Genomic DNA, 23,872 nt, shown 5'->3' with positions numbered 1-23,872 from the left:
CTTCACGGCAGCCTCCTCGGATGGAATGTGCCGTGATTATATGAACCACCTACGACGTAATATGTCGCGCTTGTCTTCCAGCGGAAGATTGGCGCTAATCAGGTAATCTTATGGGCGTCCCCTTGGGTTTACTACTTGGGTTTACCTTGGGTTTACCTCACTGCGTGCCGGTGTTGACCACCAAGGATCCGATGAGCCCTCTCGATTTCTGAAGGAGATCCTCTCTTCGGTGGCGCGTTTTCATTTACTCTGATTGGGTTCTGAGTGAAAGGAATTAGGTGGAAGGGACTGTATCTGTATTCGTTCTCATTGTCAAAACGAAGTTGGAAGTAGCTAACGGCTGATACGTCTGTCTGTTAAATCCTTGTCGCCCGCGCTTTATTGCTTTCCCGGTTTCGGTGGATCGTCGTCATCGAGCATCCGGTGTTTCGGGCGCTCGACATCGGTGAACTCCCCTTTCTGGACGGCCCACATGAAGATGAGCCAGCAGGCACAGCCAAGGAAGAGGGAGAGGATCAACAGCATCATCAGGGATTGGGTCACGCTTTGCTACTCCTTGTCAGTCTCAACGAGTTTCCCACCACGCAAATCGAACTGAGCGCCATCGCCGCCGCGGCGTAGATCGGGGTGAGTTTGCCGGTCATCGCGAGCGGGATCCCGATCGCGTTGTAGAGAAAGGCCCAGACCAGATTCTCTCGGATTATGTTCATCGCCCGCCGCGCGGTCCGGTGCGCGAAGATGAGCCGCTCGAGATTGGGCTTCACCAGCACCAGCTCGGAACTCTCTACGGCGAGATCGGTCCCGCCGGCCAGCGCGCAGCCTACGTCGGCCGCGGACAGTGCCGGGGCGTCGTTAATCCCGTCGCCTACCATGAGGACTCCGCCAGCCTCCCGCAACCGCTCGACCGCTGCCACCTTGCCGGCGGGGGAAAGCTCTCCCCGCCATTGCTTGATCCCCACCGCTTCCGCCGTCTCGGCCGCCGCCTCGCTCCGGTCGCCGCTCAAAAGCACGGTGGCGATCCCGGCACCGGCGAGGTAACCGGCGAGCGGCCCGGCATCGTCACGGAGCCGGTCCCTGAGGACGAAGGTCCCGAGCATCTCTCCTTCCACGGCGACACAGACGACCAGCGAGCGGTCGGGGATGGCGAGGTCACCCGGAACGGTAACCCCCTGGCTGGCGAGATAGCGCGGACTTCCTGCCACCGCCCGCTTCCCGGCGACGATGCCGCTGATACCTCCTCCCGCGACTTCCTTGACCTCATCGGCGGGGGCGGGGAAGAGCCCCTTTTGCTGGGCCTCCCGCACCAGCGCCTTCCCGAGTGGGTGCCGCGATCCCGTTTCCAGCGCGGCCGCCGTGGCCAGCAGATCCGCCTCCGATCGGCCCGCGGCGGGAACGATCTCCACGAGGGTGGGGGCGCCGCAGGTCAGCGTGCCGGTCTTGTCGAAGGCGGCCGTTTTGATCCGGCTGAGCTTTTCCAGCACGTCGCCGCCGCGGAAGATGACTCCCCCCATGGCCGCCGCCCCGGTGGCCGCCACCATGGCGGTTGGGGTGGCGAGCCCGAGCGCGCACGGGCAGGCGATGACCAGGACGGAGAGGGCGTCCATCAGCGAGGCCCCGAGGGGGTGGCCGGATAGATATTTCCAGAGAAAGGTGGCGGCGGAAAGGGCCAGGACGGCGGGGACGAAGACGGCGCTGACCCGGTCGGCTATCCCCTGGATGGGGGCGCGGCGGCTTTGGGCCTCCTCCACGAGCCGCGCCACCCGCGCAATGAAGCTGTCGCCGGCCTCTTTCTCGCAGGCGATGGTCAAGCTCCCGCTCAGGTTGCAACTCCCGGCGATCACCGCGTCTCCCGGCGACTTCAGGACGGGGAGAGCCTCTCCGGTGGCGGGGGATTCGTCCACCTCGCCAGTTCCTTTCACTACCTCCCCGTCCACCGGGAAGCGCTCCCCGGCCGCCACCAGCACCAGGTCGCCCACCTTGAGCTCCGCCGGATCGACCTTCTCGAACGTCTCGCCCACCAACCGGTGCGCCTCGGCCGGGCAAAGCCCCAACAGGTGTTCGATTCCCCCCGAGGCGCGGCGCCGCGCCATGTTCTCAAGAAGCCTTCCGGCCAGGATCAGGGTGACGATCATGGCGGCCGTCTCGAAGTAGACTTCACCACCGGCCCAGAGCTCATAGACGCTGTAGAAGAAGGAGGAAAGGGCGCCGAGGGCGATCAGGAGATCCATGTTCGGTGCGCGGTTCACGAGCGAGCGCCATGCGCCGTAGAGAAAGGGGCGGCCGCTGTAGAAGATGACCGGGGCGGTAACGAGCAGGGAGAAGAACTGCAGGTATCCCTTGGTCTGGCCGTCCATCCCCTGCAGGTAACCGGCGTAGAGGGAGAAGGAGTAGGCCATGAGCTGCATGGTGAGAAAGAAGGCGGTCCCCAGCCGGAACAAAAGATCCCGCTGCTCCCGCCTCGCCCCCTCTTCCCGTGCCGTTTCGGAGTAGGGGCGGGGGCGGTAGCCGAGCTCGGCGATCCGGGAGAAGATGGCTGCTGGGGTGACGGTATCTCCCTCGAAGAGGATGTGCGCCCGGCCGGTGGCGTAGTTGACCCGGGCCTCGCGGACCCCTTCGATTCTCCCGATGATCTTTTCGTTCAGCCAGACGCAGGAAGCGCAGCGGATGCCGTCGATGATGACGTCGATGGCGCTCGCGTCGCCGGCGGGGTGGACGAAGCGGGAGAGGTAGCCGTCGTCGAAGGATTCCTGGAAGGCGGCGGGGGAGGGGCCGTCGTCGGTGGCCTGGCGCCGGCGGTAGAAGTCGTCCAACCCGGCGCCGGTGATGAGAAGGTAGGCCCCGTGGCAGCCGGGGCAGCAAAAGCGGATGGTTCCGGCGCTCCCTCCGTCAATGGAGGGCATCCCGGGGGGGACCGGCGCACCGCAGTGGAAGCAGCTCCCGCTCAATTGAAGAGGACCACTTTCCGGCAGGTGTTCGCCTCGCCGCGGATGAAACGGAGAGTGCCGTGCAACTCCATGTTGGGGGGGAGCGGTGCGACGGATTTGAAGACGCCGGGGGAGGACTCGGCGAAGGTCAGGCCGACGGCCCGCTCCGTACCTTCCTCCTCGGGCTCGAACTGCAGGCGCCCTCCCCGAAGGAGGCCTCCTCCGCTGTCCACCACCCGGGCGACGAGGTACCCCTTCTGAACGTAAGGAGCGATCGTCCAGTCGGCGTTGGGGAGGCACTGCCCGTACTGGAGACCGTGGGTATAGTAGTCGCGGTCCACCACCCGGCTCACCTTGCGGGCGGCGAGGGTGAAACTGACGGCCATGCCGATCAGGAAGAGCCCGACCAGGGAGCCCAGGGCGAGCTTCCAGCGGCGTATGGAAGAATCGGTTGCAGACATTCGGTCTCCTGAGTTTGATGCCCCTTTATTTCACCAAAAGGGGCAGGGGAGAGGTCGCGATGACCGCAGCTCCCCGCATCAGCCTTACTTCGAGCTTCATGTTGGCGGGCGGGGCGGGCAGGACCTTTACCGCCACATCCACCTTCCGGTTCTCGTTGGGGGCAAGCTTCAGCTCCCGGACCGGTCCCACCAGCGTCACCTGGTAACCGTTCACCGGTGCTGCCTCCAGCGAGAAGGTGGCCGCCTCTGTGGAGCGGTTCTCCAGGAAGACCTGGTAGAAGTTGACCAGGGTGCCGTCGGCGAGTTTCTTCACCTCTCCGTAGGCGGAGCGCTGCACCTTGACGGTGGCCTCCCGGCGGTGGGTCACCCCGAGCGCCAGGATGACGGTCAGAAGCACGAGCACCCCGGCCAAAAGGATCGACTTCCTGTTCAGTAGCCCCGAAGTGCTCACCCCGCTCCCGCCGAAGGTGTAATGGAAGAGCCCCTCGCGCCCCCCTTTGGACATCACCAGCCGGCAGGCGTCGAGGCAGCGCCCGCAGTTGATGCACTCGATCTTGAGGCCATCCCGGATGTCGATCCCCATCGGGCAGGCCCTGAGGCAGGCGGCGCAGCGGATGCACTCGTCTTTCCGGGCGGGATCGAACTCGAGGGTGAGGGTGCCCGCCTCGGTGGTCAGAAGCTGGATGCGGCCGTAGGGGCAGACCGTCTTGCAGAAGCCCCGCCGCACCAGGGTCAGGTCCAGGAAGACCAGGAGAAACATGGAGACCAGGGCGATCCCCGCCACCATCCCGAGCTCTCCCGACGCGAGCCTTTTCACGTATTCGCCGGGGGGGATGAAGTACCAGACCAGGTTGCTCCCGACGAGGAAGGAAAGGAGGAGGTATCCCCCCTGCCTGACCGCCGCCGCCATCGGTTTGGGAAGCCGCGCCACCCGGGCGTCCAGCCAGTCGGCCAGATCGCAGATGGTGGTCTGGGGGCAGAGCCAGCCGCACCAGACCCGCCCGAAGAGCATGGTGAGGAGCAGGAACCCGAAGACGAAGATCAGGGTGGCCAAAAGGAAGAGGTAGAACTCCTCGATCCGGATCCTCGCCCCGAAGAGGAGCAGGGTCCGGCTGGCCGCGTCCAGCCTCAAAAGCGAATCGCCCCCCACCTGGACGAAGGGGATGAGAAGGATAAGCAGGCTGGCGAGCCATTGGACCAGCCTGCGTTTGGGGCCGATGAGGGGGATCCCCCCCCCGTTGTCAGAGCGAGAGGACGTACTCAACGAGCCCCTCGAGCTTGTCTTTGGAGAGTTCGCTGCCGAAGGCAGGCATCCCGCCCGGGCGCCCCTCGACCAGGGTCTGCATCACCTCGGGAGCGGTCCGGCCGTACTTGTAGGTTTTCTTGGTCAGGTCGGGGCCGATCCCCCCCTTGCCGTCGGGGCCGTGACAGGAGATGCAGCGCTCCGCGAACTCCTTCTTGCCGACCGCCATAAGGTCGGTGCTCCGCCTCTCCTCGTTGGTCGGCAGCGCGGCCTGTCCCCCCTTGGACTTCTCGGCGGCGAGCCTCGCCTCCTTGGCCCGCTTGATGGCGGCGAATTCCCCCTCCGAGCTCCAGCCGCTGAAGAGGTAGTACCCCATGAAGCAAAGCCCCCAGATCACCAAAACGGTGAAGATCGCCTTGAAGATCAAGGGGGGGGTGTCCTTAGCCTTGTACCTGATGCCATCGTATTCCTTGTCGAGATCCGACATGGTAATCCTCCTTGGAATTGACCTTCACTCTTCGTCCATCATCCGGTATTTCGGCTCCTCTTCTTGCTCCCTGCGGCGCGGGCTGTAGGTGCGGGCCACGATGGCTGCGAAGACGAGGAACAGGAAGATGGTGAACCCCAGGTAAAAGATGCTGGCCAGGTCCATATCAGCGCCTGTGGGCCGACTTGATGTAGGTGACGACCTTCCAGATGCTTTCCTTGCCGAGGCTGCTGCCGAAGGCCGGCATGCCGCCGGTCTGGATGCCGCCGAAGACGGAGTTGAACACCTGGGCGTCGGGCTTGTCGAGATCTATGAGCGGCGGCCCCACCTCGCCCTTGAGATCCTTGCCGTGGCACTGGGCGCAGTTCTCGTCGTAGACCTTCTTCCCTTCGGGGACGACCGCGAGGTTGTCCTGGTACGGGTTCTTGGCCTCGCCCACCACCTGGGCCTGCTGGCTCTTTCTCCACGGGATGTCGTTGCCGACCTTCTGCATGTAGGCGACCAGGGCGTCCATCTCGGTCTTGCCGTTCACCGCCTGGATGTCCGCCGGGGTGTACGGGAAGTTGAGGGCCTTCATCTTCTTCTCGGTGAGGCTCGTGTCAAGCGGCCGGTCGAGGAAGGCGTACTTCGGCATGTTGGAGCGCGGCACCATCGACTGCGGGTCGCGCATGTGCTTGTAGTGCCAGGCGTCCGGGTACTTCCCGCCGATCCTCGCGAGATCGGGGCCGGTACGCCGCGAACCCCAGAGGAACGGCTGGTCGTAGGCGAACTCGCCGGCCTTGGAATATTCGCCGTAGCGCTCGGTGTCGGAAAGGAGCGGCCGTACCGTTTGGGTGTGGCAGTTGTTGCACCCCTCGCGGATGTAGATGTCGCGCCCCTCGAGCTGGAGGGGGGTGTACGGTTTCACCGAGGCTATGGCCAGCTTGGGATCGTTGATCCACTTGAAGGGCATGATCATGGTGACGACGGTCCCCACCATGATGGTGGCGGCGGCCAAGAGCAGCAGGACGACGGGCTTTTTCTCGAACATGACCACTCCTTTCTAGGCGGTTTGCGCCGCGCCGGCCTTGCCGCGGGCGATGGTCTTGTACATGTTGTAGAGGAAGACCAGCATGCTGGCGAAGTAGACGACGCCGCCGAAGGCACGCATGTACCAGTAGGGGTAGAGCTCGACGACGGTCTCCATGAAGCTGTAGTGGAGGCTGCCGTCCGGGTTGGTGGCGTTGAGCATGGCCCCCTGCTGCACGCCGGCGATCCACATGCTGATGGAGAAGATCAGCTGTCCGGTCACCGCGAGCCAGAAGTGGAGGTTGGCCAGCGGGACGCTGTAGATCTCCGTGTGGTAGAGTTTGGGCAGCGAGTAGTAGATGGCGGCGAAGATCACCAGCGACACCCACCCGAGTGCGCCCATGTGCACGTGGCCGGGGACCCAGTCGGTGTAGTGGATGAAGGCCGAGAAGGTGCGTATCGCCTGGGCAGGCCCCTGGAGGGTCTGGATCCCGTAGAAGGTGATGCCGAAGATGAGGAACTTGGTGAGGTAGTTATCCCGCATCTGGTGCCACTGGTCCTCCATCGAGTAGTAGCCGTTGAAGACCGCCGCCCAGGAGGGGGCGATCAGCATGACGGAGAAGCCCATGGCGAGCGTCTGGACCCAGTCGGGGACCGGGGTCCAGAGGAGGTGGTGGGCGCCGGTCCAAAGGTACATGAAGATGAGGCTCCAAAAGGCGATCACCCCCATCCGGTGGCTGTAGATGGGAACCCCGGTGGACTTGGGGAGAAAGTAGTAGAAGATGGCCAAGGGAGGGGTGGTGAGCACCATGGCCACCGCGTTATGACCGTACCACCACTGCACGTTGGCGTCGTTGGCGCCCGCGTAGGCGCTGTAGGACTTGGTGAGGGAGACCGGGATGCCGGCGTTGTTCACCAGGTAGAGGATGGCGACCCCGACCAGGGTGGCCAGCACGTACCAGAGCGTTATGTACATCTGCTCCTCGCGCCTTTTGATGATGGTCATCATGATGTTCACCGCGAAGATCACCCAGAGGACCACCACCATCAAGGCCACCGGCCATTCGAGCTCCGCGTATTCCTTGCTCCGGTTCATCCCCAAGAGGAGGGTGACCGCGGCGGTCGCGATGGTGATGTTGAAGAGCCATAACTGGAAGCGCCCAAGCCCCGGGCTCCAGAGCCTGCTCTTGCAAAGGCGCTGGGTCATGTAGATGAAGAAGGCCATGAAGCTTCCGATCCCCCAGCCGAAGATCCCGGCGTTGGTGTGGATCGGGCGCAGCCTTCCGTAGGTGAGGTAAGGGGGGATGTTCAGTTGGGGGAAGGCGATCTGGAGGGAGATCAGGAGCCCGACCAGCATGGCGACCGTCCCCCAGATGATGCTCCACAGTATGAACCCTTTGACCACCTCGTCCGCGTAACCTTCCTGCTGATTCATGTCTTCCTCCACTGGGTGAGACGTTGGCAAGCAACCGTTGGGCAAAAGATCGTCGCCACTGTGTGAGTTGTTGCACCGTCTGGAATAACAGGACCACTGGTTAGTTTATTTGGTAATCGCTGATTATCAAGTCACTGCCAGTAGTTAATTGATCTGCTGTAGAAGAGAGGGGCGCTATGTCAGAGGTTGCAACGGTGGAAAGGGTGATGACAGCGGTGGAGGAGATCTTCTCCCAGTTGGACGCCCTTTGCGGGCTTCCCGAAGAGCTTCTTTCCCGCCGCCCCGGCCGCGAGGATGCCTGGACCATCGCCGAGCACCTGGAGCACGTGGCCCTGGCCGATCACTTCCTGCTGTTGACCATCGGCAAGGGGTGCCGTACCGCCTTGAAGAGGAAGGCCGCCGGCGCCGTTGTCGAAGGGGAGAGCGATCTCGAGCCCCTTGCGGCCATCGCCGACCCGGACGCCTTCGCGTGGGCGCCCCCGCGGCACATGATCCCGACCGGTCTCCCCGGCGTCCGGGAAATCCGCGAGCGGCTGGGAGAACAGCGGCAAAGGTGCCACGAGCTGTTGGAGGGGATGAGAGAGGGGGAGGGGAGGCTATGCCGCATCAGGATGTCGGTCAACCGGTCGGGGTGGCTCGACATGTACCAGTGGCTGTACTTCCTGGTGCAGCATGCCCGTTACCATGCGGTGCTGATAGAGCGGGTACTGGATGAACTGGGGGGCGCCTGACCTCTCAGAGCTCTTCGGGTTTGCAGAGATACTCTTCCTTCTTGGCGACCCTGCAGCACCTCTTGCAGATATAGGCAGGGGTGGAGACGATCTTCTTCAGTTCCTTGAAATTGTCCTTGATGTCGTCCTTGTCCCACTTGCAAAGGGTCTTGGTTTCTTTGCCCATGTTGCCTCCCGAACTTCAGCAAAATCTCGTCGATCCTGTATTGACTGTACCACCTAAGGTCGCGGGTTTCTACCGAGCGTGGAGGCTGGGGATCAAATGCGCAGCGAGCGAAGTTGCCGGAATCATTTTACCGGATATACTTCACAGAGTTTTTCTGGTGTCACTTCAGGGATAACCGCAAACTCAAAGGAGGAGTGTTTCTATGGGAATGTTTTGCCGTCAATGTGAGCAGGCTGCCAAGGGGACCGGGTGCGAAGTGGTCGGTGTCTGTGGCAAGAACGAGGAAGTGGCCGCCCTGCAGGACCTGATGCTGTACGGCCTGAAGGGGATGGCCATTTACGCCGACAAGGCCCGTGAGTTCGGCGCCAAGGACGATGTGATCGACAAGTTCCTCATCGAGGGGCTCTTCACCACGGTCACCAACGTCGACTTCGACGCCGTCCAGATCGCCGGCAAGCTCAGGAAGTGCTTCGACGAGAAGGAGAAGGCGAAGCTCCTCTACGAGAAGGCTTACCTCGCCAAGAACGGGACCCCCGCTCCCGCCGTCACCGCCGGTCCGGCCACCTGGGCCATCGCCAACAGCCTCGAAGGGCTGGTCGCCCAGGGGAAGGAGCATGGCGTCAAGAGCCAGCACAGCGACCCCGATGTCCTGAGCGCCATCGAGCTCGTCATCTACGGCCTGAAGGGGATGGCCGCCTACACAAGCCACGCCTACCACCTCGGCAAAAAGGACGACGACGTCTTCGCCTTCTACCATAAAGCGCTGGCGGCGACCGCCGATCCCTCCAAGGGGCTCATGGACTACGTGAACCTCTCCATGGAGGTCGGCAAGATGAACATCCAGGTGATGGGGATGCTCTACCAGGGGCATGCCGACCACTACGGCGCCCCGGTCCCCACCAAGGTCCAGCTCGGGACCAGGAAGAGGAAGGGGATCCTGGTCTCCGGCCACGACCTCAGGATGCTCGAGGAGCTCCTCAAGCAGACCGACGGCAAGGGGATCGACGTCTACACCCACGGCGAGATGCTCCCGGCCCACGGCTACCCGGGGCTCAAGAAGTACTCCCACCTCTTCGCCAACTTCGGCGGCGCCTGGCAGGACCAGTACAAGGAGTTCCAGAACTTCCCCGGGGCCGTCATCTTCAACACCAACTGCATCCAGCGCCCGGCCGACCAGTACACCGACCGGCTCTTCACCTGGGGCGAGGTTGGCTGGCCCGGCGTCAAGCATCTCAGCGGGTGGAACTTCGATGAAGTGATCACCAAGGCGCTCGAGTCCCCGGACCTCCCGGATGCCCCCGCCAAGGAGATCATGGTCGGCTTCGGTCACAACGCCGTCTTGGGGGTGGCCGACAAGGTCATCGAGGCGGTCAAGAGCGGCGCGGTCAAGCACTTCTACCTGATCGGCGGCTGCGACGGCGCCAAGCCGGGGAGGAACTACTACACGGAGTTCGCCGAGAAGGTTCCCAAGGACTGCATGATCCTGACGCTGGCCTGCGGGAAGTACCGCTTCAACAAGGAGGAGTTCGGCGACATCGGCGGCATCCCGCGCCTTCTGGACGTCGGCCAGTGCAACGACGCCTACTCGGCGGTGCAGATCGCCCTGGCGCTCGCCAACGCCTTCAACTGCGGCGTGAACGATCTCCCGCTCTCCTTCATCCTCTCCTGGTACGAGCAGAAGGCCCACGTCATCCTGCTGTCGCTTCTGCACCTGGGGATCAAGAACATCAAGCTCGGTCCGGCCCTGCCGGCCTACCTTTCCCCCAACGTCCTCAAGTTCCTGGTCGACAACTTCAACATCGGCCAAATCGGGAAGGTGGACGACGACCTGAAGGCGACGCTGGCCTAAGAATAGTTTTGAAGGATGAACGCTGAACAAGAAGCGCCGGGAACTTAAGGTTCCCGGCGCTTCTTGTTCTTTGAAGGTTCCCCCCTTCCCCTCTGGGGGGTGAGGGGGAAGAGATCAGATCCCTTCCGTCGCCGGGCCACGCTCCGAGCCCGGCGTTTCCTGAGGCTGGTCCGCCGCGGGCTTGATGGTGAAGAGATGCCAGACGGTGATGATGACGCCCATAAGGAAGACCAGCCCGATCCCGAAGGCGATCCTGAACCAGAACATCATGGTGATCTGCGCGGTGCTGTAGCCGATGTCGAGGAAGCGCTCCAGGTAGGTCTGCAGGATCCCGGCGATCCCGAAGACCAGGCCGAGGAGGAACATGGCGATGGTCATGATCCAGAATCCCCACCGTCCCAACCGGTCCCGGTACTTGATGATGTTCTTGAGCCGCGGCATCGCGAAGTAGAAGATGGTCAGGTTGAGGATCCCGTAGGCGCCGAAGAAGGCCAAGTGCCCGTGGGAGACGGTGACCTGGCTGCCGTGGGTGTAGTAGTTGATCGGCGGAAGGGTGTGCATGAAGCCCCACAGACCGGCCCCGACCAGGTGGTAGATGGCGAGCCCCACGATGTAGTACCAGGTGAGCGGGTTTATGATCGGGTTCTTCCTTTCCCTGACGTGCATCCAGGTGTCGACCACCATCAGCACGATGGGAAGCGGTTCCAGCGCGCTGAAGACACCGCCCCACCAGAGCCAGTAATCGGGGGCGCCGATCCAGTAGTAATGGTGCCCGGTCCCGACGATGCCGGTGAAGAGGAAGAGGCCGGTCTCCACGTAAAGCCACTTCTCCACCACCTTACGCTCCACACCGGTGACCCGCATGATGATGAAGGCGACGATGGAGGCGGTGACCACCTCCCAGGCGCCTTCCACCCAGAGGTGGATCACCCACCACCAGTAGTAATAGTCGGTGTTGAGGTTCTGGTAGAAGGGCATGCCGAAGAGGTACATGACGGCAAGGAAGGCGACCCCCCCTAAAAGCATCCACTGGAGCGCCGATTTCACCTTGGCCGTGAAGATGGTCATGGCGACGTTGGCGATGAAGAGGAGCGCGGCCACCACGATCAGGGCGTTGAGCGGGAAGGGGATCTCGAGGAGCGGTTTGCCCCGGGTCCAGCGGAAGAGGAAGCCGACCACGGCGGTGACGGCGGTGAGGACGAAGATGGCCAACTGGAGATAGGCGATCTTGGTGCTGTAGAGCTCGCGTTCGCACTCCACCGGAAGGATGTAGTAGGTCCCCCCCATGAAGCCTAAGAGCATCCAGGCGACCAGGAGGTTCGTGTGGATGGAGCGGGCGGTGTTGAAGGCGAAGACGTCAACCAGCGCCTGCGGCAGCGTGAAGGCGTAGTTGATGGAGAGCCACAGCCCCAGGATGACCTGCAGGATGAAGAGGACCAGGGCGATGCGGAAGTACCAGAGCGAAACGCGCTGGCTGGGGTAATCGATGGCGGTCATTGGCGCACCTCCTTGGGGACTTTGAGGGCGAGGATGAAGTCGGCGATGATTCCCGCCGTCTCGGGGGTGACGTTCTGGGGCGGCATGGCGATCCCCGGCTTGACCGACTGCGGGTTGAGCATATAGCGGACGAGATTGGCGCGGTCGTAGGTGATCCGTTTCGCGATGTCCTCGAAGGAGCCGGCCACGTTACGACCGAGGTTCTGGAAGCTGTGGCAGCCGCCGCAGGCCCCCATCACGATGTCCACCTTGCTGAGGTTTTGCGGCGCGGCGGCCCGCTGGTAATAGGCCTTGACGAACTTCTCGTCCTGCGGCGGCCAGTGCCGGTTGTCGATCTCTCCGACCCATTTGAGGAAGACGTTGAGTTGGGCGATTTCCGGCTGGGTCACACCGAGCTGGGGCATCTTGCGGAAGGAGTTCTTGTAGACCGCCTCGGGGTGCATGACGATGGTGGCGACGTTGTTGGGGCCCAGGCGGTAGAAGGCCTTGGTCATGTCGGGGGCGTAGTAGCCTCCGAAGCCGAGGATGGTGTGGCAATCGTTGCAGTTGTAACGATGCCACACCTTCTTCCCGGCAATGACCTCGGCAGTGAGGCGGTCGGTGTGGGCGAAAGTCGGGGTCTGGCGGTGGAAGTCGTAGGTCATCCAGAGGAAAATGACGGCGGAGGAGAGGGTCCCTATCCAGAAGATCCAGCGGGCTGTTTTCCCGGTCATGCCAACCTCCTATGCTGATTTATTAGCAAAATATAATCTTTACACGAAGGCGGTTGGTGTCAACAGGGGAAAGTCCGTGAGGTGTGGTGGGCCAGGGGGGGCAGGTATCGAAAGCGGATATGGTGGGGCGGTTGTTGGGTTGTCCAGCGGGGGCAAAGAGCGGCTAACGGGCAGGTGGGGCAGGTGGGGCAGGTGCGTGGAGGCTTGTGGAGGCTGGTGGAGGCTGGTCCGACTGGGTCCGACGGCCGGCAGACTACTGGCTGCCTGCCCCCTGTTCGTTCATGAAGGTACCAATGCCCTTGTCCACCGTGGAGATGTGCTCCACCAGCCACTGGGCGATGAAGTCCTTGATGGCTGCCACCAGTACCGGGGTGGGGCCTTCATTTTTGAGTTGCTCCTTGAAGTCGGCCACCTGTTCGCTGAAGCGCCGGTGCATCTCCCGGTGTCCGGCCATCCCCGGGTAGTTCAGTTCCTTCATCAGGGCCTCTTCCCTGCTGAAGTGGGTCACGGCATAGGCCTCGACGAACCAGAAGAGGCGGTAGATGGCCTCATGATCGAGGTGGGCGTCACAGGCAAGGAGGAAGTCATTGAACTTCTCGAACAGCAGCTTATGCTGGATGTCCACATCCAGGACCCCGATCGATAGACTTTCCTGCCATTGGACCACGGTACCTCTCCTTGAGCCGCCGATCTTTCGGCCGGCGACGCTTTTGGTCGGCTGGACCTTCCACTGGGGTTATACCTAACGGTCAGCTCATTTTCAACAATTATCTAATGTATCATCCTGTCCGGTGCCGCTTCTTCGCCGGGCATGCATTCTCATTTCGTCCCTCCCCGCAAAGCTAAGTCACTTTTCGGTTGCAGGACCTGCGCCTCTTGACTAAGATCGAGGCCGCTGTTCAAAATTTATGAGTGATTGCAGGAGTAGTTGATTGGCAAGAAACGGGAGGAAGATTAACAGACGCAAACGCCCTGACAACCGGGCCAGGAGACTGATCCTCATGGTAGCGGCGATAGTCCTGGTCGCCGCCGGCTTTTTCCTGATCGACCGCTTCGTGCACTTCCAGCTCCCGACGCCGAAAGCTCCCCCCCAGACCGCTTCCAAAGAGCCGATTCCTCCCCGACCGCCGGCCATGAGCGCCATGAGCTCGGCGGCCACCCCCGCGGCTCATGCCCCGTCGCCCGCTCATCGCGAACAGCCGGTGGCGCCGATCCGTCACCCGGGAGGCCCCGGCAGGCTCGCCATCATCATCGACGACATGGGCGCCTCCCCCCGCGATCTCCAGGCGCTGCTCTCCATCGGCCTCCCGCTGACCTTCTCGGTTATTCCCAGTCTTGCCCATGCCAGGGACGTCGCCGATGCCGCCCACAGTGCCGGCGCCGAGGTGATGATCCACATGCCGATGGAGCCGGAAGGGTATCCGCAGCAGCCGCTGGAGAAGATCGGGCTGCTCCTCTCCATGAGCGACGGCGAGGTCGAGCAGCGGGCGCGGAGCTACTTCGGGATGGTCCCCCACGCGACCGGGGCCAACAACCACATGGGGTCCCGTTTCACCCAGGACGCCGGGAAGATGGAGGTGGTCCTCAAGGTGTTGAAGGAGAAGGGATTCTTCTTCGTCGACAGCAAGACCTCTCCCGCCTCGGTCGGCTCCCGGGTCGCCCGCCGGATGGGGGTGCGCACCGGCGACCGCGAGGTCTTCCTCGACAATGTCCAGAGCGTGCCGGCCATCCGCAGCCAGCTGGAAAAGGCGGCCGCCATCGCCGGCAAGCGAGGGGAGGCGATCGCCATCTGCCATCCCCATCCCGCCACCATCCAGACTCTGAAGGCGGCCCTTCCCGAGCTGGCCGCCTCCGGCATCACCTTCGTCCACGCCTCCGCGCTCGTGCGCTAAGGCTCAGTCCGACCTGTCCGGCCGGTCTGACAGGTCTGACTGTGAACCAAACAAAAAGGCACCCTCACGCGTCGGTGAGGGTGCCTTTTTGTTGGAATAGCCCGGGAAAGTGGCGCTTAGACGTAAATCTGCTCGGCGATTCTCCTCTTGAGCTTCATCATCTCGCGGTAGTTGTCCTCCACCAGGATGGAGGCGGGGTTCTCGCCGTTGACCGGATGCACCATCAGGAAGGCGTCCCGCAACTGCCCCTCGTAGCCGCCGAGGGTCCCTTCCACCATCCCGGAAAGCTCGTCCCGTTCAGGCGCAAGGTTAAGCGGATAGGTCTTTTTCAAAAGCGGGTTGCCGTCCAGATCGAAACGGTGGAAATCGACGGTGTCGGGAGTTTCCCCCTCGCCGGGAGTCAGCACGAAGACCGACTGGCGGGCGGTCTGGTGGATCATCAGACGGGTCGGGTCCTCGGCCGGCAGCTCGCGGCCGATCCGGAAGATGGCCGAGACGAGGAAGCTCGTGAAGCAGTCGGCCTCGATGTAGCCGCAGGTCGCGGAGTCGGAACTCTCGCAGTAGTAAGCGATCTGGGAGTCCTGGCTCAATTCCCTGCCGCAGACCAGACACTCGCTCTTCAACCCGGTGAGCCTCCCGAAGTAGGCCTCCTTCTTCCGCTGGTCCTCTTCCTTTTGCCACTTGTCGAACAGCAGCGCGCGGGGCTCGGTGGTCTCGCGATACTCCTGCAATGCACCGTCGGCCAGCGACGAGAACTGGGAGAAGACGTCGGTCCCGCGCCCGTGGGTGAGGATCGGGTGGATCTTCCCTTCCGGGTTGGTGTTGAGGCTCTCCACCTTCGGGCTCTTGGAGATGAAGGTTTCGGAGCAGCGGTAGCCGCGGTTGATGGCGAAGGCCTTCAGGAGTGTCTTCTGGTCCTTGAACATCCCGTCGAACTTGATCCTCTCGTCGATCAGGCAGGGGATCAGCGTCAGGCTCTTTCTGTCCAGCCCGCGCTTGTCGAAGAGCTCGAAGATGTTGCGGCAGTTGTCCATGGACGCCATGTCCTTGATCGGCACCAGCACCCGGTCCGCCGCGAAGAGGGCGTTCTGGGTCATGATGTCGAGGTCCGGGCGGGTGTCCACGATCAGGATGCCGGGGATCTCCGACATGGCCAAAAGCCTCGCCAGCACCATCGGTCCCTTGAAGGAGCCGCGCAGTTCGGGGAGCGAGTTGGAGGAGGGGATGTAGTTCACCCCGTACTGGCCGGTGTGCAAAAGATCCCGGCCAGGCGTTTCCAGCAGCAGGTCGGCCACGCTCCCCGTCAACTTCTGTCCCTTGATGGAGAACATCTTGTCGATGGTGAAGTGGTTGTCGAAGGAGAAGATTGAGACCGGGAGGTCTTCGTCGAGAGCCTTCAGGAAGATTGCCAGATTGATTGCCAGGGTGGTCTTGCCCACTCCCCCTTTCTCAGAGGAGACGGTAATTACATAAGGGTACTTTTCCATGGCGCGCATATTACCATCGACGCTCTCGCACGGTCAACCGGTTTGACAGTGGCAGGGGGGCGTGGTAGAAACGTCGAAACAGTCGTGCAAGGTGAATAATGGAACTATTCAAAGAGCGCCGCGTCTTAACCGTCAGCGCTCTGACCGCTCTCATACGCGGAGTGCTGGAGGAAAACTTCGACCAGGTCTGGGTCGAGGGGGAGATCTCCAACTTCGCCTCTCCGCAGTCCGGGCACTGCTACTTCACCATGAAGGATGCCGGTGCCCAGATCCGCACGGTGATGTTCCGCTCGGCCGCCCGCACCTTGAAGTTCACCCCGAGAGACGGGATGCGCGTCCTGGCGCGGGGGCGGATCACCCTCTTCGAGCCGCGCGGGGAGTACCAGCTGGTGGCCGAGCACCTCGAACCGCAGGGGATCGGCGGGCTCCAGATGGCCTTCATCCAGCTCAAGGAAAAGCTCGCCAAGGAGGGGCTCTTCTCGGAGCTCCACAAAAAGCCGATCCCCAAGCTTCCCCAGCGTATCGGCGTGGTCACCTCGCCGACCGGCGCCGCCATCCGCGACATCCTCACCGTTCTTTCCCGCCGCTTCGCCAACGTCGAGCTGTTGATCAACCCGGTCCGGGTGCAGGGGGAGGGCTCCGCCGCCGAGATCGCCGCCGCCATCGACGACTTCAACCGCTACGGTAACCTCGACGTGATGATCGTCGGCCGCGGCGGTGGCTCGCTGGAAGACCTCTGGTCCTTCAACGAGGAGACTGTGGCCCGCGCCATCTTCCGCTCCGCCATCCCGGTGATCTCCGCCGTAGGCCACGAGATCGACTTCACCATCGCCGACTTCGTGGCCGATCTCAGGGCCGCCACCCCGTCGGCCGCCGCCGAGCTGGTGGTCCGGAGCAAGAAGGAGCTCTCCGCCGAGCTGGAGGCCTTGAGCCACCGCCTGCACACCGCCCAGCTGCGCCGGCTCGACCGGCTCCGCTCCGACCTCACCCTCCTTTCCCGCTCGGTGACCGACCCCTCCCGCGTGCTCGGCCACCTGGCCCAGCGGGTCGATGCCCTGGAGGCGCGCCTGGTGCGGGAGGTCGGGGTGCTCCTCGAGCGCCAGGGCGAAAGGATCGTCACCCTCACCGGGAGGCTCTCCCAGCAAAGCCCCGAGCTCACCCTGAAGCGAAACGCCGAGCGGCTGGAGACCCTTTCCTACCGGCTCGACCAGGCGATGTCGCGAAGGCTCGGCGGGGCGGGGGAGCGGCTGCGGCTGGCCGCCGGCACCCTCAACGCGTTCTCCCCCCTGGCCACCCTCTCGCGCGGCTACAGCATCGCGAGAAAGCTCCCCGGGCGCACCCTCGTGCGGGAGAGCGCCCAGCTGCAGGCGGGAGACCGGCTGGAGGTGACCTTTTCCTCGGGCGGCGCCGTCTGCCGCGTGGAGGAGCCGCTGCCGCCAGTCAAACCTTGACGCAAGCGGTGAAACCGGTGTAATCTACTCCCTTTCATTCGAGGTACAAAATGGCGGTTGAAAAGTTCGAAACCTCGCTCAAAAAGCTCGAGGAAGTGGTGAAAAAACTCGAGGGTGGCGAGCTATCTCTCGAGGATTCCCTGAAGGCCTTCGAGGAGGGGGTGAAGCATTCCGCCTTCTGCTCGAAGAAACTCGACGAGGCCGAGCGCCGGGTGGAGCTCCTCATCAAGCAGCGCGACGGCAGCTTCACCAAAAAACCGTTTGAAGAGGAAGAGTAAGCGGCCCCTCAATCCTTTGCCGTGTGATCCCCTCGCCCCTTTAGGGGAGAGGGTGCCCGCAGGGCGGGTGAGGGCAGGTCGTAGGTCGCGTTGAACAGATTCACCGTGAAGCGCGACACCACCTTTGGCTGGACCGATGATGTCGCGTTTCGTTCCTAAACGCGACCTACGTTATCTTTTGTGCGAGTGTAACTGTAAAAAATCATACTATCGAAAGCGAGTAACCATATGGATCTCAAGGATTACCTCAAGAAGAGATGCGAGCTGGTCGACCAGGCCCTGGAAGGCTTCCTCACCCCCGCTGACGAGCTCCCCGCCTCCGTGCACGGCTCCATGCGCTACTCGGTCTTCGCCGGCGGCAAAAGGGTCCGTCCGGTGCTGATGATGGCCGCCTGCGAGGCGGTGGGGGGGACCATCGAGGCCGCCATGCCGGCCGCCTGCTCGATGGAGATGATCCACACCTACTCCCTCATCCACGACGACCTCCCCGCCATGGACGACGACGATTTCCGCCGCGGCAACCCGACCAACCACAAGGTCTACGGCGAAGCGATCGCCATCCTGGCCGGCGACGCCCTCCTGACCGAGGCCTTCGTCCTTTTGTCCCGCGAGGGGGCGGGGGACCCGGCTGCCCGCCTGAAGGTCATCCAGGAGATCGCCTGCGCGGCAGGCTCCCACGGGATGGTCGGCGGCCAGGTGGTCGACATGGAGAGCGAGGGGAAAAAGGAGATCGATCTCGCCACCCTTTCCTACATCCACACCCACAAGACCGGCGCCCTCATCCGCGCCTCGGTCCGCTCCGGCGCCATCCTGGGCGGGGCCGATACCGAGCAGCTTAAGGCCCTCACCCGCTACGGCGAGGCGATCGGTCTCGCCTTCCAGATCGCCGACGACATCCTGGACGTGGAAGGGACCACCGAAGAGCTCGGCAAGGACGCCGGAAGCGACGAGGCCCGCGGCAAGGCGACCTACCCGGCGCTCATGGGGCTCGAGGCCTCCAAGACCCGCGCCAACGAGCTGGTCGAGATCGCGCTCGACTCCCTCGCCTCCTTCGACGAGCGCGCCGAGCCGCTTCGGGCCATCGCATCCTATATCGTGAAGAGGAAATCCTGATGTCGTCCCTGCTGGAAAACATCACCGATCCCCGGCAGCTTAAGGGGCTCTCCGTGCGGGAGCTCGAAAAGCTGGCCGGGGAGCTTAGGGAAAGGATCATCGAGACCTGCTCCGTGAACGGCGGCCACCTGGCCCCGAGCCTCGGCGTGGTCGAGCTCACCATCGCGCTGCACCGGGTCTTCGATTCGCCGCTGGACAAGATCGTCTGGGACGTCGGTCACCAGGCCTACGCCCACAAGCTCCTCACCGGCCGCAACGACTCCTTCGGGACGCTGCGGACCCTGGGGGGGATCAGCGGCTTTCCCAAGCGGGTCGAGTCCGTGCACGACTGCTTCGACGTCGGCCACTCCTCCACCTCCATCTCCGCCTCGCTCGGCTTCTCGGTCGGCCGCGACCTGAAGGGGCAGCGGAACAAGGTGCTCGCGGTGATCGGGGACGGCTCCATGACCGGCGGCATCGCCTTCGAGGGGTTGAACCACGCCGGGATGCTCAACAAGGACCTGGTGGTGATCCTGAACGACAACGAGATGTCGATCGCCCCCAACGTCGGCGCCGTCTCCGAGCTCCTCTCCCGCACCATCACCAACGAGTTCGTCCACAAGGCCAAGAAGGAGCTCGAGTCCTTCCTGGAGTCGGTCCCGATGTTCGGCCGCTCGGCACTGAAGGTCGCCAAGCGGGCCGAGGAGTCGCTCAAGGGTCTCTTCACCCCGGGGATGCTCTTCGAGGCCTTCGGCTTCGAGTACATAGGCCCCATCGACGGCCACAACATCCCGCTCCTTCTGGATACCCTGGAGAACGTCAAGCGTTTCGACGACGCGGTGCTCATCCACGTGATCACCAAGAAAGGGAAGGGGTACGGGCCCGCCGAGGCCAATCCCTCCCTGTTCCACGGGGTAGGCCCCTTCGACCGGGCCACCGGCAAGGTGCACAAGGGGAAGGGGGGCGCCGCCTCCTATACCGGCGTCTTCGGCGACACCGTGAGAAAGCTCGCCCGCGACAACGACAAGATCGTGGCCATCACCGCCGCCATGCCGGACGGAACCGGCCTCACCCCCTTCGCCAGGGAGTTCCCGGACCGCTTCTTCGACGTCGGCATCGCCGAGCAGCACGCGGTCACCTTCGCGGCCGGCCTGGCCGCCCAGGGATACCGCCCCGTGGTGGCGCTCTACTCCTCCTTCCTGCAGCGGGGCTTCGATCAGCTTTGCCACGACGTCTGCCTGCAGGACCTCCCGGTCGTCTTCGCCATCGACCGCGCCGGGGTGGTGGGGAGCGACGGGCCGACCCACCACGGCGTCTTCGACCTGAGCTACCTGCGCGAGGTCCCGGGGCTGACCATGATGGCCCCCAAGGACGAGAACGAGCTGCAGCACATGCTCCACACCGCGCTCACCCTGGACGGCCCCTCCGCCGTCCGCTACCCGCGCGGCAACGGTTTCGGCGTCCCCATGGACCAGATCCTCAAGACCCTCGAGATCGGGAAGGGGGAGCTGGTCCGCAAAGGGAAGGACGGCGCCATCATCGCCGTCGGGACCATGGTGCAGGCTGCCGTCGACGCGGCGGCCGAGCTGGCCCGCGAGGGGGTGGAGCTCGCCGTGATGAACGCCCGCTTCGTGAAGCCCCTGGACCGGGAGATGATCCTGAAGCTCGCCGGTACCGGCACCATCTTCACCATCGAGGACAACGCCCGTCAGGGTGGCTTCGGCACCGCCGTGCTGGAGCTTCTCGAAGAGGAAGAGGTGACCGGCGTGCGGGTGGTCCGTCTCGGCTACCCGGACAGCTTCGTCGAGCAGGGCGAGCAGAGCGAGCTGAAGGCCGCCTACGGCCTCGACGTCCCCGGCATCGTGAAGAGCATCCGCGAGGCGCGGGGGTAGCCGGACCTGTCGGGCCTGTGGGCCCGGCGTCTTAAATTTCGACCGAAAGGCGAACAGATGACCACTGCACGTTCAACCGCATGTCTGTTGCTTCTTTTGGCTTGCCTGACCGGCACCGCCCTGGCCGGCGACCCGCTCCCCTACAGCACCCAGGGGCAGACCCTTTTGCAGGGGGGCGACCCCGATCAGGCGGTTGAGGTGCTCAAGAAAGGCTTCTCCCTCTTCCCCTACGACCTGCGGCTCATGGCCCAACTGGCCGGCGCCCTCTCCGCCGCCGGCCAGCTCCAGCTGAAGCAGAACCGCTACACCGAGGCCGCCGATTCCTTCTCCCAGGCAAAGGAGCTCTTCCCTGAGCGCGGCGACTTCGGCTTCATGCGCGGCATCGCGCTCTACCTCGGCAAGGAGTACGACGCCGCCCGCGCCGAGTTCCAGGAGGCGGGCGACGTCGCCCCCGCCCTCATCTACCTCGGCCGGATCAGCTACGACACCGGCGACCTCCCCGGCGCCCTTTCGCTTTGGCGCCGCGCCAAGGAGAAGGAGCCGGACAATCAATCCATCCAGGCCCTGATCGACAAGGCGGAGCGGGAGTTGCCGGTCGAGAACAAGATGGACAAGGGGTACAGCTCCATGTTCGACTTGAGCTTCGACGCCGAGCTTCCCCCCGGCCTCTCCTCCGAGGTGCTCGACGCGCTGGAGAGCGCCTACAACACGGTCTGTGCCGACCTCAACTACTTCCCCACCACCCGCGTCCCGGTCCTTCTCTACACCAAAAGCGACTACCGCAGCGTCACCGCCGGCCCCGACTGGTCGGGTGGGCTCTACGACGGCAAGATCCGGCTCCCGGTGGGGAACGCCACCACGCTCACCAAGCAGATGCGGGCGGTGATCTTCCACGAGTTCACCCACGTGGTGATCGCCGAGATCACCCGCAACAACATCCCGACCTGGCTCAACGAGGGGCTCGCCGAGATCGAGGGGCGCCGGGAGTTCGGCCACCCCACCGTGGAGCTTTCCCGGGCCGCCAGGGAGGACAAGGTCATCCCGCTCTCCTTTCTCTCCGGCTCGTTCACCTCCATGAACGGCAACGAGGCCGGCCTCGCCTACCAGGAAAGCTACTCGGTCGCCAACTTCCTGGTCTCGCGCTACGGCTGGTACGCGGTGCAGGAGATCCTCAAGCACCTCCGGGAGCGGAATTCCATCGACGACGCCGTGGCCAAGGCGCTTGCCAGCTATTCCATGGATCTGACCGGGGTGATGCGGGAATGGAGGGATTCGCTCAAATGATCTACGGGACCGGCGTCGACATCGTCGAGATAGGAAGGTTCCAGCGTTTCCAGGAGCAGGGAAACGACGCCATCTTCCAGAGGATCTTCACCCGGGGGGAGATCGACTACTGCTCGGGAAAGAAGCTGAGCGCCCAGCATTACGCGCTTCGTTTCGCGGCCAAGGAGTCCTTCATGAAGGCCCTCGGGACCGGCCTCAGGGATGGCCTCTCCTGGCAGGACATGGAGGTGGCCAACGATCCGCTCGGCAAGCCGGAGTTGCGGCTCACCGGGCGTGCGCTGGAGATGTTCAACCAGGCCGGGCTCACCGGCTGCCACCTTTCCCTTTCCCACGACGCCGGCTGCGCGGTCGCCATGGTGATTCTGGAGCGCTAGATGAAAGTGGTGAGCGGTCAGGTCATGCAGCAGATGGACAGGCGGGCGATCGGCGAGTTCGGGATCCCCGGGGTGACGCTGATGGAGAACGCCGGGAAGGGATGCGCCGACGCCATCGACGAGGCCTACGGCCCGGGCGCTGGGAAGACCGTCCTCATCGTGGCGGGGAAAGGGAACAACGGCGGCGACGGCTTCGTGATCTCCCGCCTTCTGTCCGGGCGGGGGTGGACCGCCCCGGTGCTCCTTCTGGCCGCCGCCCAATCGATAACCGGCGACGCCGCCGCCAACCTCAACCGCCTGGAGATGGGGCGGGTCGTCTTCGCCCCCGAGGGGGTAGGGGCACACCGCGACCTTTTCTCGCGGGCCGATGTCGTCGTCGACGCCCTGCTCGGGACCGGGATTAAGAGCGAGGTGACCGGGATCTACGGGGAGGCCATCGACGCCATCAACGACTGCGGCGTCCCGGTGGTGGCGGTCGATATCCCCTCCGGGGTCGACGCCGGTAACGGGAGGATCCTCGGGCGGGCGGTGCGGGCGGAACTCACCGTCTCCTTTGCCCTCGCCAAGCTCGGCAACGTCCTCTACCCCGGCGCGCAATGCGGCGGAAGGCTCCTGGTCCGGGAGATCGGCATGCCCGAGCAGGTGATTAACGAGGCGGAGGGGTATAATTTCATTAACGCCGCTGCCGCCGCCTCTATCGTGCGCCCCCGGCCTATCACCAGCCACAAGGGGAGTAACGGCCACTGCCTGGTGGTGGCGGGCTCCAGCGGGAAGACCGGCGCCGCCGCCATGTCCGCCAACAGCGCGGTGCGTACCGGCTCGGGGCTCGTGACCCTGGCGGTGCCGGCCGGGCTGAACGCGATCCTGGAGGTGAAGAGCACGGAGGCGATGACCGTACCGCTCGGCAGGGGGGACGCCACCCACCTGACCGCGGGGCTTTTGGGAGAGATCCTGCGCTGGGCGAAAGGAAAGGATGTGGTCGCCCTCGGGCCGGGGATCGGTACCGACCCTTCCACCGTTTACCTGGTACATTCGCTGGTCGCCTCTCTCGGGCTGCCGCTCGTGATCGACGCCGACGGCCTCAACGCGGTGGCCGCCAACCCGGGGCTTCTTGCCAGCCGTCCGGGGGAGACCGTCCTCACCCCGCATCCCGGCGAGATGTCCCGGCTCACCGGTGCGGGCGTCGCCGAGATCGAGAGCGACCGCCTCGGGTGCGCCCGCGCTTTCGCCACAACGCACCGCGTGCACCTGATCCTGAAGGGCGCCCGCACCGTCATCGCCGCCCCCGACGGCCGGGTCGCCATCAACGGCAGCGGCAACCCCGGGATGGCATCGGGCGGCATGGGCGACGTCCTCACCGGGGTGGTGGCTTCCCTGGTGGGGCAGGGATACCCGCTCTTCGACGCCTGCTGCCTCGGAGTCTTCCTCCACGGCCACGCCGCCGACCTGGTGGCCGCCCGGCGCGGCAGCTGCGGCCTGGCTGCCACCGACGTCCAGAAGGCGCTCCCCGAGGCGCTCAGAAGCCTCACCGTGGGGCAAAGTTAACCCCGTTACCTACGTCCGCGATGTCCGGACGACATCCGCGACGTCCACCAGCACGTCCGACAA

The 23,872-nt window shown here is 63.9% G+C and carries 23 protein-coding genes; 10 read left to right on the top strand and 13 right to left on the bottom strand.

Annotated features, from left to right (window positions below; genetic code table 11):
* Positions 1-378: 378 nt before the first annotated feature.
* The 8 genes from ccoS to ACYVL5_RS20690 are packed head-to-tail and all read right to left on the bottom strand — an operon-like array spanning position 379 to position 7,558.
* Positions 379-543 (bottom strand): cbb3-type cytochrome oxidase assembly protein, encoded by a 165-nt coding sequence (gene ccoS / locus ACYVL5_RS20725; protein ID WP_460597476.1) that lies wholly within the window; start codon positions 541-543, stop codon positions 379-381.
* Positions 540-2,945: a heavy metal translocating P-type ATPase gene (locus tag ACYVL5_RS20720; protein ID WP_460597475.1), complete on the bottom strand. Its 2,406-nt coding sequence runs from the start codon at positions 2,943-2,945 to the stop codon at positions 540-542. Before ACYVL5_RS20720 ends, ccoS begins: the two co-directional genes overlap by 4 nt.
* Positions 2,942-3,385: a FixH family protein gene (locus ACYVL5_RS20715; protein ID WP_460597474.1), complete on the bottom strand. Its 444-nt coding sequence runs from the start codon at positions 3,383-3,385 to the stop codon at positions 2,942-2,944. Before ACYVL5_RS20715 ends, ACYVL5_RS20720 begins: the two co-directional genes overlap by 4 nt.
* A gap of 25 nt (positions 3,386-3,410) precedes the next feature.
* A complete protein-coding gene (locus tag ACYVL5_RS20710) occupies positions 3,411-4,649 on the bottom strand; it encodes a CcoG/RdxA/FixG family protein (RefSeq protein ID WP_460597473.1) in 1,239 nt (412 codons plus the stop codon).
* Positions 4,627-5,115, bottom strand: coding sequence for a c-type cytochrome (locus ACYVL5_RS20705; RefSeq protein WP_460597472.1), 489 nt, complete (start codon positions 5,113-5,115; stop codon positions 4,627-4,629). Before ACYVL5_RS20705 ends, ACYVL5_RS20710 begins: the two co-directional genes overlap by 23 nt.
* 24 nt (positions 5,116-5,139) lie before the next feature.
* Positions 5,140-5,280: a cbb3-type cytochrome c oxidase subunit 3 gene (locus ACYVL5_RS20700; protein WP_460597471.1), complete on the bottom strand. Its 141-nt coding sequence runs from the start codon at positions 5,278-5,280 to the stop codon at positions 5,140-5,142.
* Position 5,281: 1 nt separating this feature from the next.
* Positions 5,282-6,145 (bottom strand): cbb3-type cytochrome c oxidase subunit II, encoded by an 864-nt coding sequence (locus tag ACYVL5_RS20695; protein ID WP_460597470.1) that lies wholly within the window; start codon positions 6,143-6,145, stop codon positions 5,282-5,284.
* A 12-nt stretch (positions 6,146-6,157) separates the two neighbouring features.
* Positions 6,158-7,558 (bottom strand): cbb3-type cytochrome c oxidase subunit I, encoded by a 1,401-nt coding sequence (locus ACYVL5_RS20690; protein ID WP_460597469.1) that lies wholly within the window; start codon positions 7,556-7,558, stop codon positions 6,158-6,160.
* A 176-nt stretch (positions 7,559-7,734) separates the two neighbouring features.
* Here ACYVL5_RS20690 and ACYVL5_RS20685 point away from each other — a divergent pair, with 176 nt between their 5' ends.
* The gene (locus tag ACYVL5_RS20685) at positions 7,735-8,289 is read left to right on the top strand and encodes a DinB family protein (protein ID WP_460597468.1); all 555 of its coding nucleotides are present in this window, start codon (positions 7,735-7,737) and stop codon (positions 8,287-8,289) included.
* A 4-nt stretch (positions 8,290-8,293) separates the two neighbouring features.
* On the opposite strand, the gene ACYVL5_RS20680 is transcribed toward ACYVL5_RS20685, so the two are convergent.
* Positions 8,294-8,455, bottom strand: a complete 162-nt coding sequence (locus ACYVL5_RS20680; RefSeq protein WP_460597467.1) for a hypothetical protein — start codon at positions 8,453-8,455, stop codon at positions 8,294-8,296.
* A 202-nt stretch (positions 8,456-8,657) separates the two neighbouring features.
* On the opposite strand from ACYVL5_RS20680, the gene hcp reads away from it, so the two are divergent.
* Positions 8,658-10,304, top strand: a complete 1,647-nt coding sequence (gene hcp, locus ACYVL5_RS20675; RefSeq protein WP_460597466.1) for a hydroxylamine reductase — start codon at positions 8,658-8,660, stop codon at positions 10,302-10,304.
* A gap of 114 nt (positions 10,305-10,418) precedes the next feature.
* Here hcp and ACYVL5_RS20670 read toward each other — a convergent pair whose 3' ends face one another.
* From ACYVL5_RS20670 to ACYVL5_RS20660, 3 genes are all read right to left on the bottom strand, one after another.
* Positions 10,419-11,801, bottom strand: coding sequence for a cbb3-type cytochrome c oxidase subunit I (locus ACYVL5_RS20670; RefSeq protein WP_460597465.1), 1,383 nt, complete (start codon positions 11,799-11,801; stop codon positions 10,419-10,421).
* Positions 11,798-12,514 carry a c-type cytochrome gene (locus ACYVL5_RS20665; RefSeq protein WP_460597464.1) on the bottom strand — a complete coding sequence of 239 codons (717 nt, stop codon included), beginning with the start codon at positions 12,512-12,514 and terminating at the stop codon, positions 11,798-11,800. Before ACYVL5_RS20665 ends, ACYVL5_RS20670 begins: the two co-directional genes overlap by 4 nt.
* A gap of 253 nt (positions 12,515-12,767) precedes the next feature.
* On the bottom strand, positions 12,768-13,181 hold the full coding sequence (locus tag ACYVL5_RS20660) for a bacteriohemerythrin (RefSeq protein WP_460597463.1): 414 nt from the start codon (positions 13,179-13,181) through the stop codon (positions 12,768-12,770).
* 334 nt (positions 13,182-13,515) lie between these two features.
* Here ACYVL5_RS20660 and ACYVL5_RS20655 point away from each other — a divergent pair, with 334 nt between their 5' ends.
* A complete protein-coding gene (locus ACYVL5_RS20655) occupies positions 13,516-14,406 on the top strand; it encodes a divergent polysaccharide deacetylase family protein (RefSeq protein ID WP_460597462.1) in 891 nt (296 codons plus the stop codon).
* Between the two features lie 116 nt (positions 14,407-14,522).
* On the opposite strand, the gene ACYVL5_RS20650 is transcribed toward ACYVL5_RS20655, so the two are convergent.
* Positions 14,523-15,902, bottom strand: a complete 1,380-nt coding sequence (locus tag ACYVL5_RS20650) for a ParA family protein (RefSeq protein ID WP_460597461.1) — start codon at positions 15,900-15,902, stop codon at positions 14,523-14,525.
* A gap of 89 nt (positions 15,903-15,991) precedes the next feature.
* On the opposite strand from ACYVL5_RS20650, the gene xseA reads away from it, so the two are divergent.
* The 7 genes from xseA (at position 15,992) to ACYVL5_RS20615 (ending at position 23,809) form a co-directional block, all read left to right on the top strand.
* Positions 15,992-17,344, top strand: a complete 1,353-nt coding sequence (gene xseA / locus ACYVL5_RS20645) for an exodeoxyribonuclease VII large subunit (protein ID WP_460597460.1) — start codon at positions 15,992-15,994, stop codon at positions 17,342-17,344.
* Between the two features lie 50 nt (positions 17,345-17,394).
* Complete coding sequence (locus tag ACYVL5_RS20640; RefSeq protein ID WP_460597459.1) at positions 17,395-17,622, top strand: exodeoxyribonuclease VII small subunit; 228 nt, start codon at positions 17,395-17,397, stop codon at positions 17,620-17,622.
* A 228-nt stretch (positions 17,623-17,850) separates the two neighbouring features.
* The gene (locus ACYVL5_RS20635; protein WP_460597458.1) at positions 17,851-18,735 is read left to right on the top strand and encodes a polyprenyl synthetase family protein; all 885 of its coding nucleotides are present in this window, start codon (positions 17,851-17,853) and stop codon (positions 18,733-18,735) included.
* Positions 18,735-20,606 (top strand): 1-deoxy-D-xylulose-5-phosphate synthase, encoded by a 1,872-nt coding sequence (gene dxs, locus ACYVL5_RS20630; RefSeq protein ID WP_460597457.1) that lies wholly within the window; start codon positions 18,735-18,737, stop codon positions 20,604-20,606. The genes ACYVL5_RS20635 and dxs overlap by 1 nt, the downstream gene beginning before the upstream one ends.
* Before the next feature lie 57 nt (positions 20,607-20,663).
* A complete protein-coding gene (locus ACYVL5_RS20625) occupies positions 20,664-21,890 on the top strand; it encodes a peptidase MA family metallohydrolase (protein ID WP_460597456.1) in 1,227 nt (408 codons plus the stop codon).
* The gene (locus ACYVL5_RS20620; RefSeq protein WP_460597455.1) at positions 21,887-22,264 is read left to right on the top strand and encodes a holo-ACP synthase; all 378 of its coding nucleotides are present in this window, start codon (positions 21,887-21,889) and stop codon (positions 22,262-22,264) included. The genes ACYVL5_RS20625 and ACYVL5_RS20620 overlap by 4 nt, the downstream gene beginning before the upstream one ends.
* The gene (locus tag ACYVL5_RS20615; protein WP_460597454.1) at positions 22,265-23,809 is read left to right on the top strand and encodes a bifunctional ADP-dependent NAD(P)H-hydrate dehydratase/NAD(P)H-hydrate epimerase; all 1,545 of its coding nucleotides are present in this window, start codon (positions 22,265-22,267) and stop codon (positions 23,807-23,809) included.
* Positions 23,810-23,872 lie beyond the last annotated feature (63 nt).

The sequence above is a fragment of the Geomonas sp. Red276 genome (genome assembly GCF_054784495.1).
This window is presented reverse-complemented; position numbering and strand designations above follow the sequence as displayed.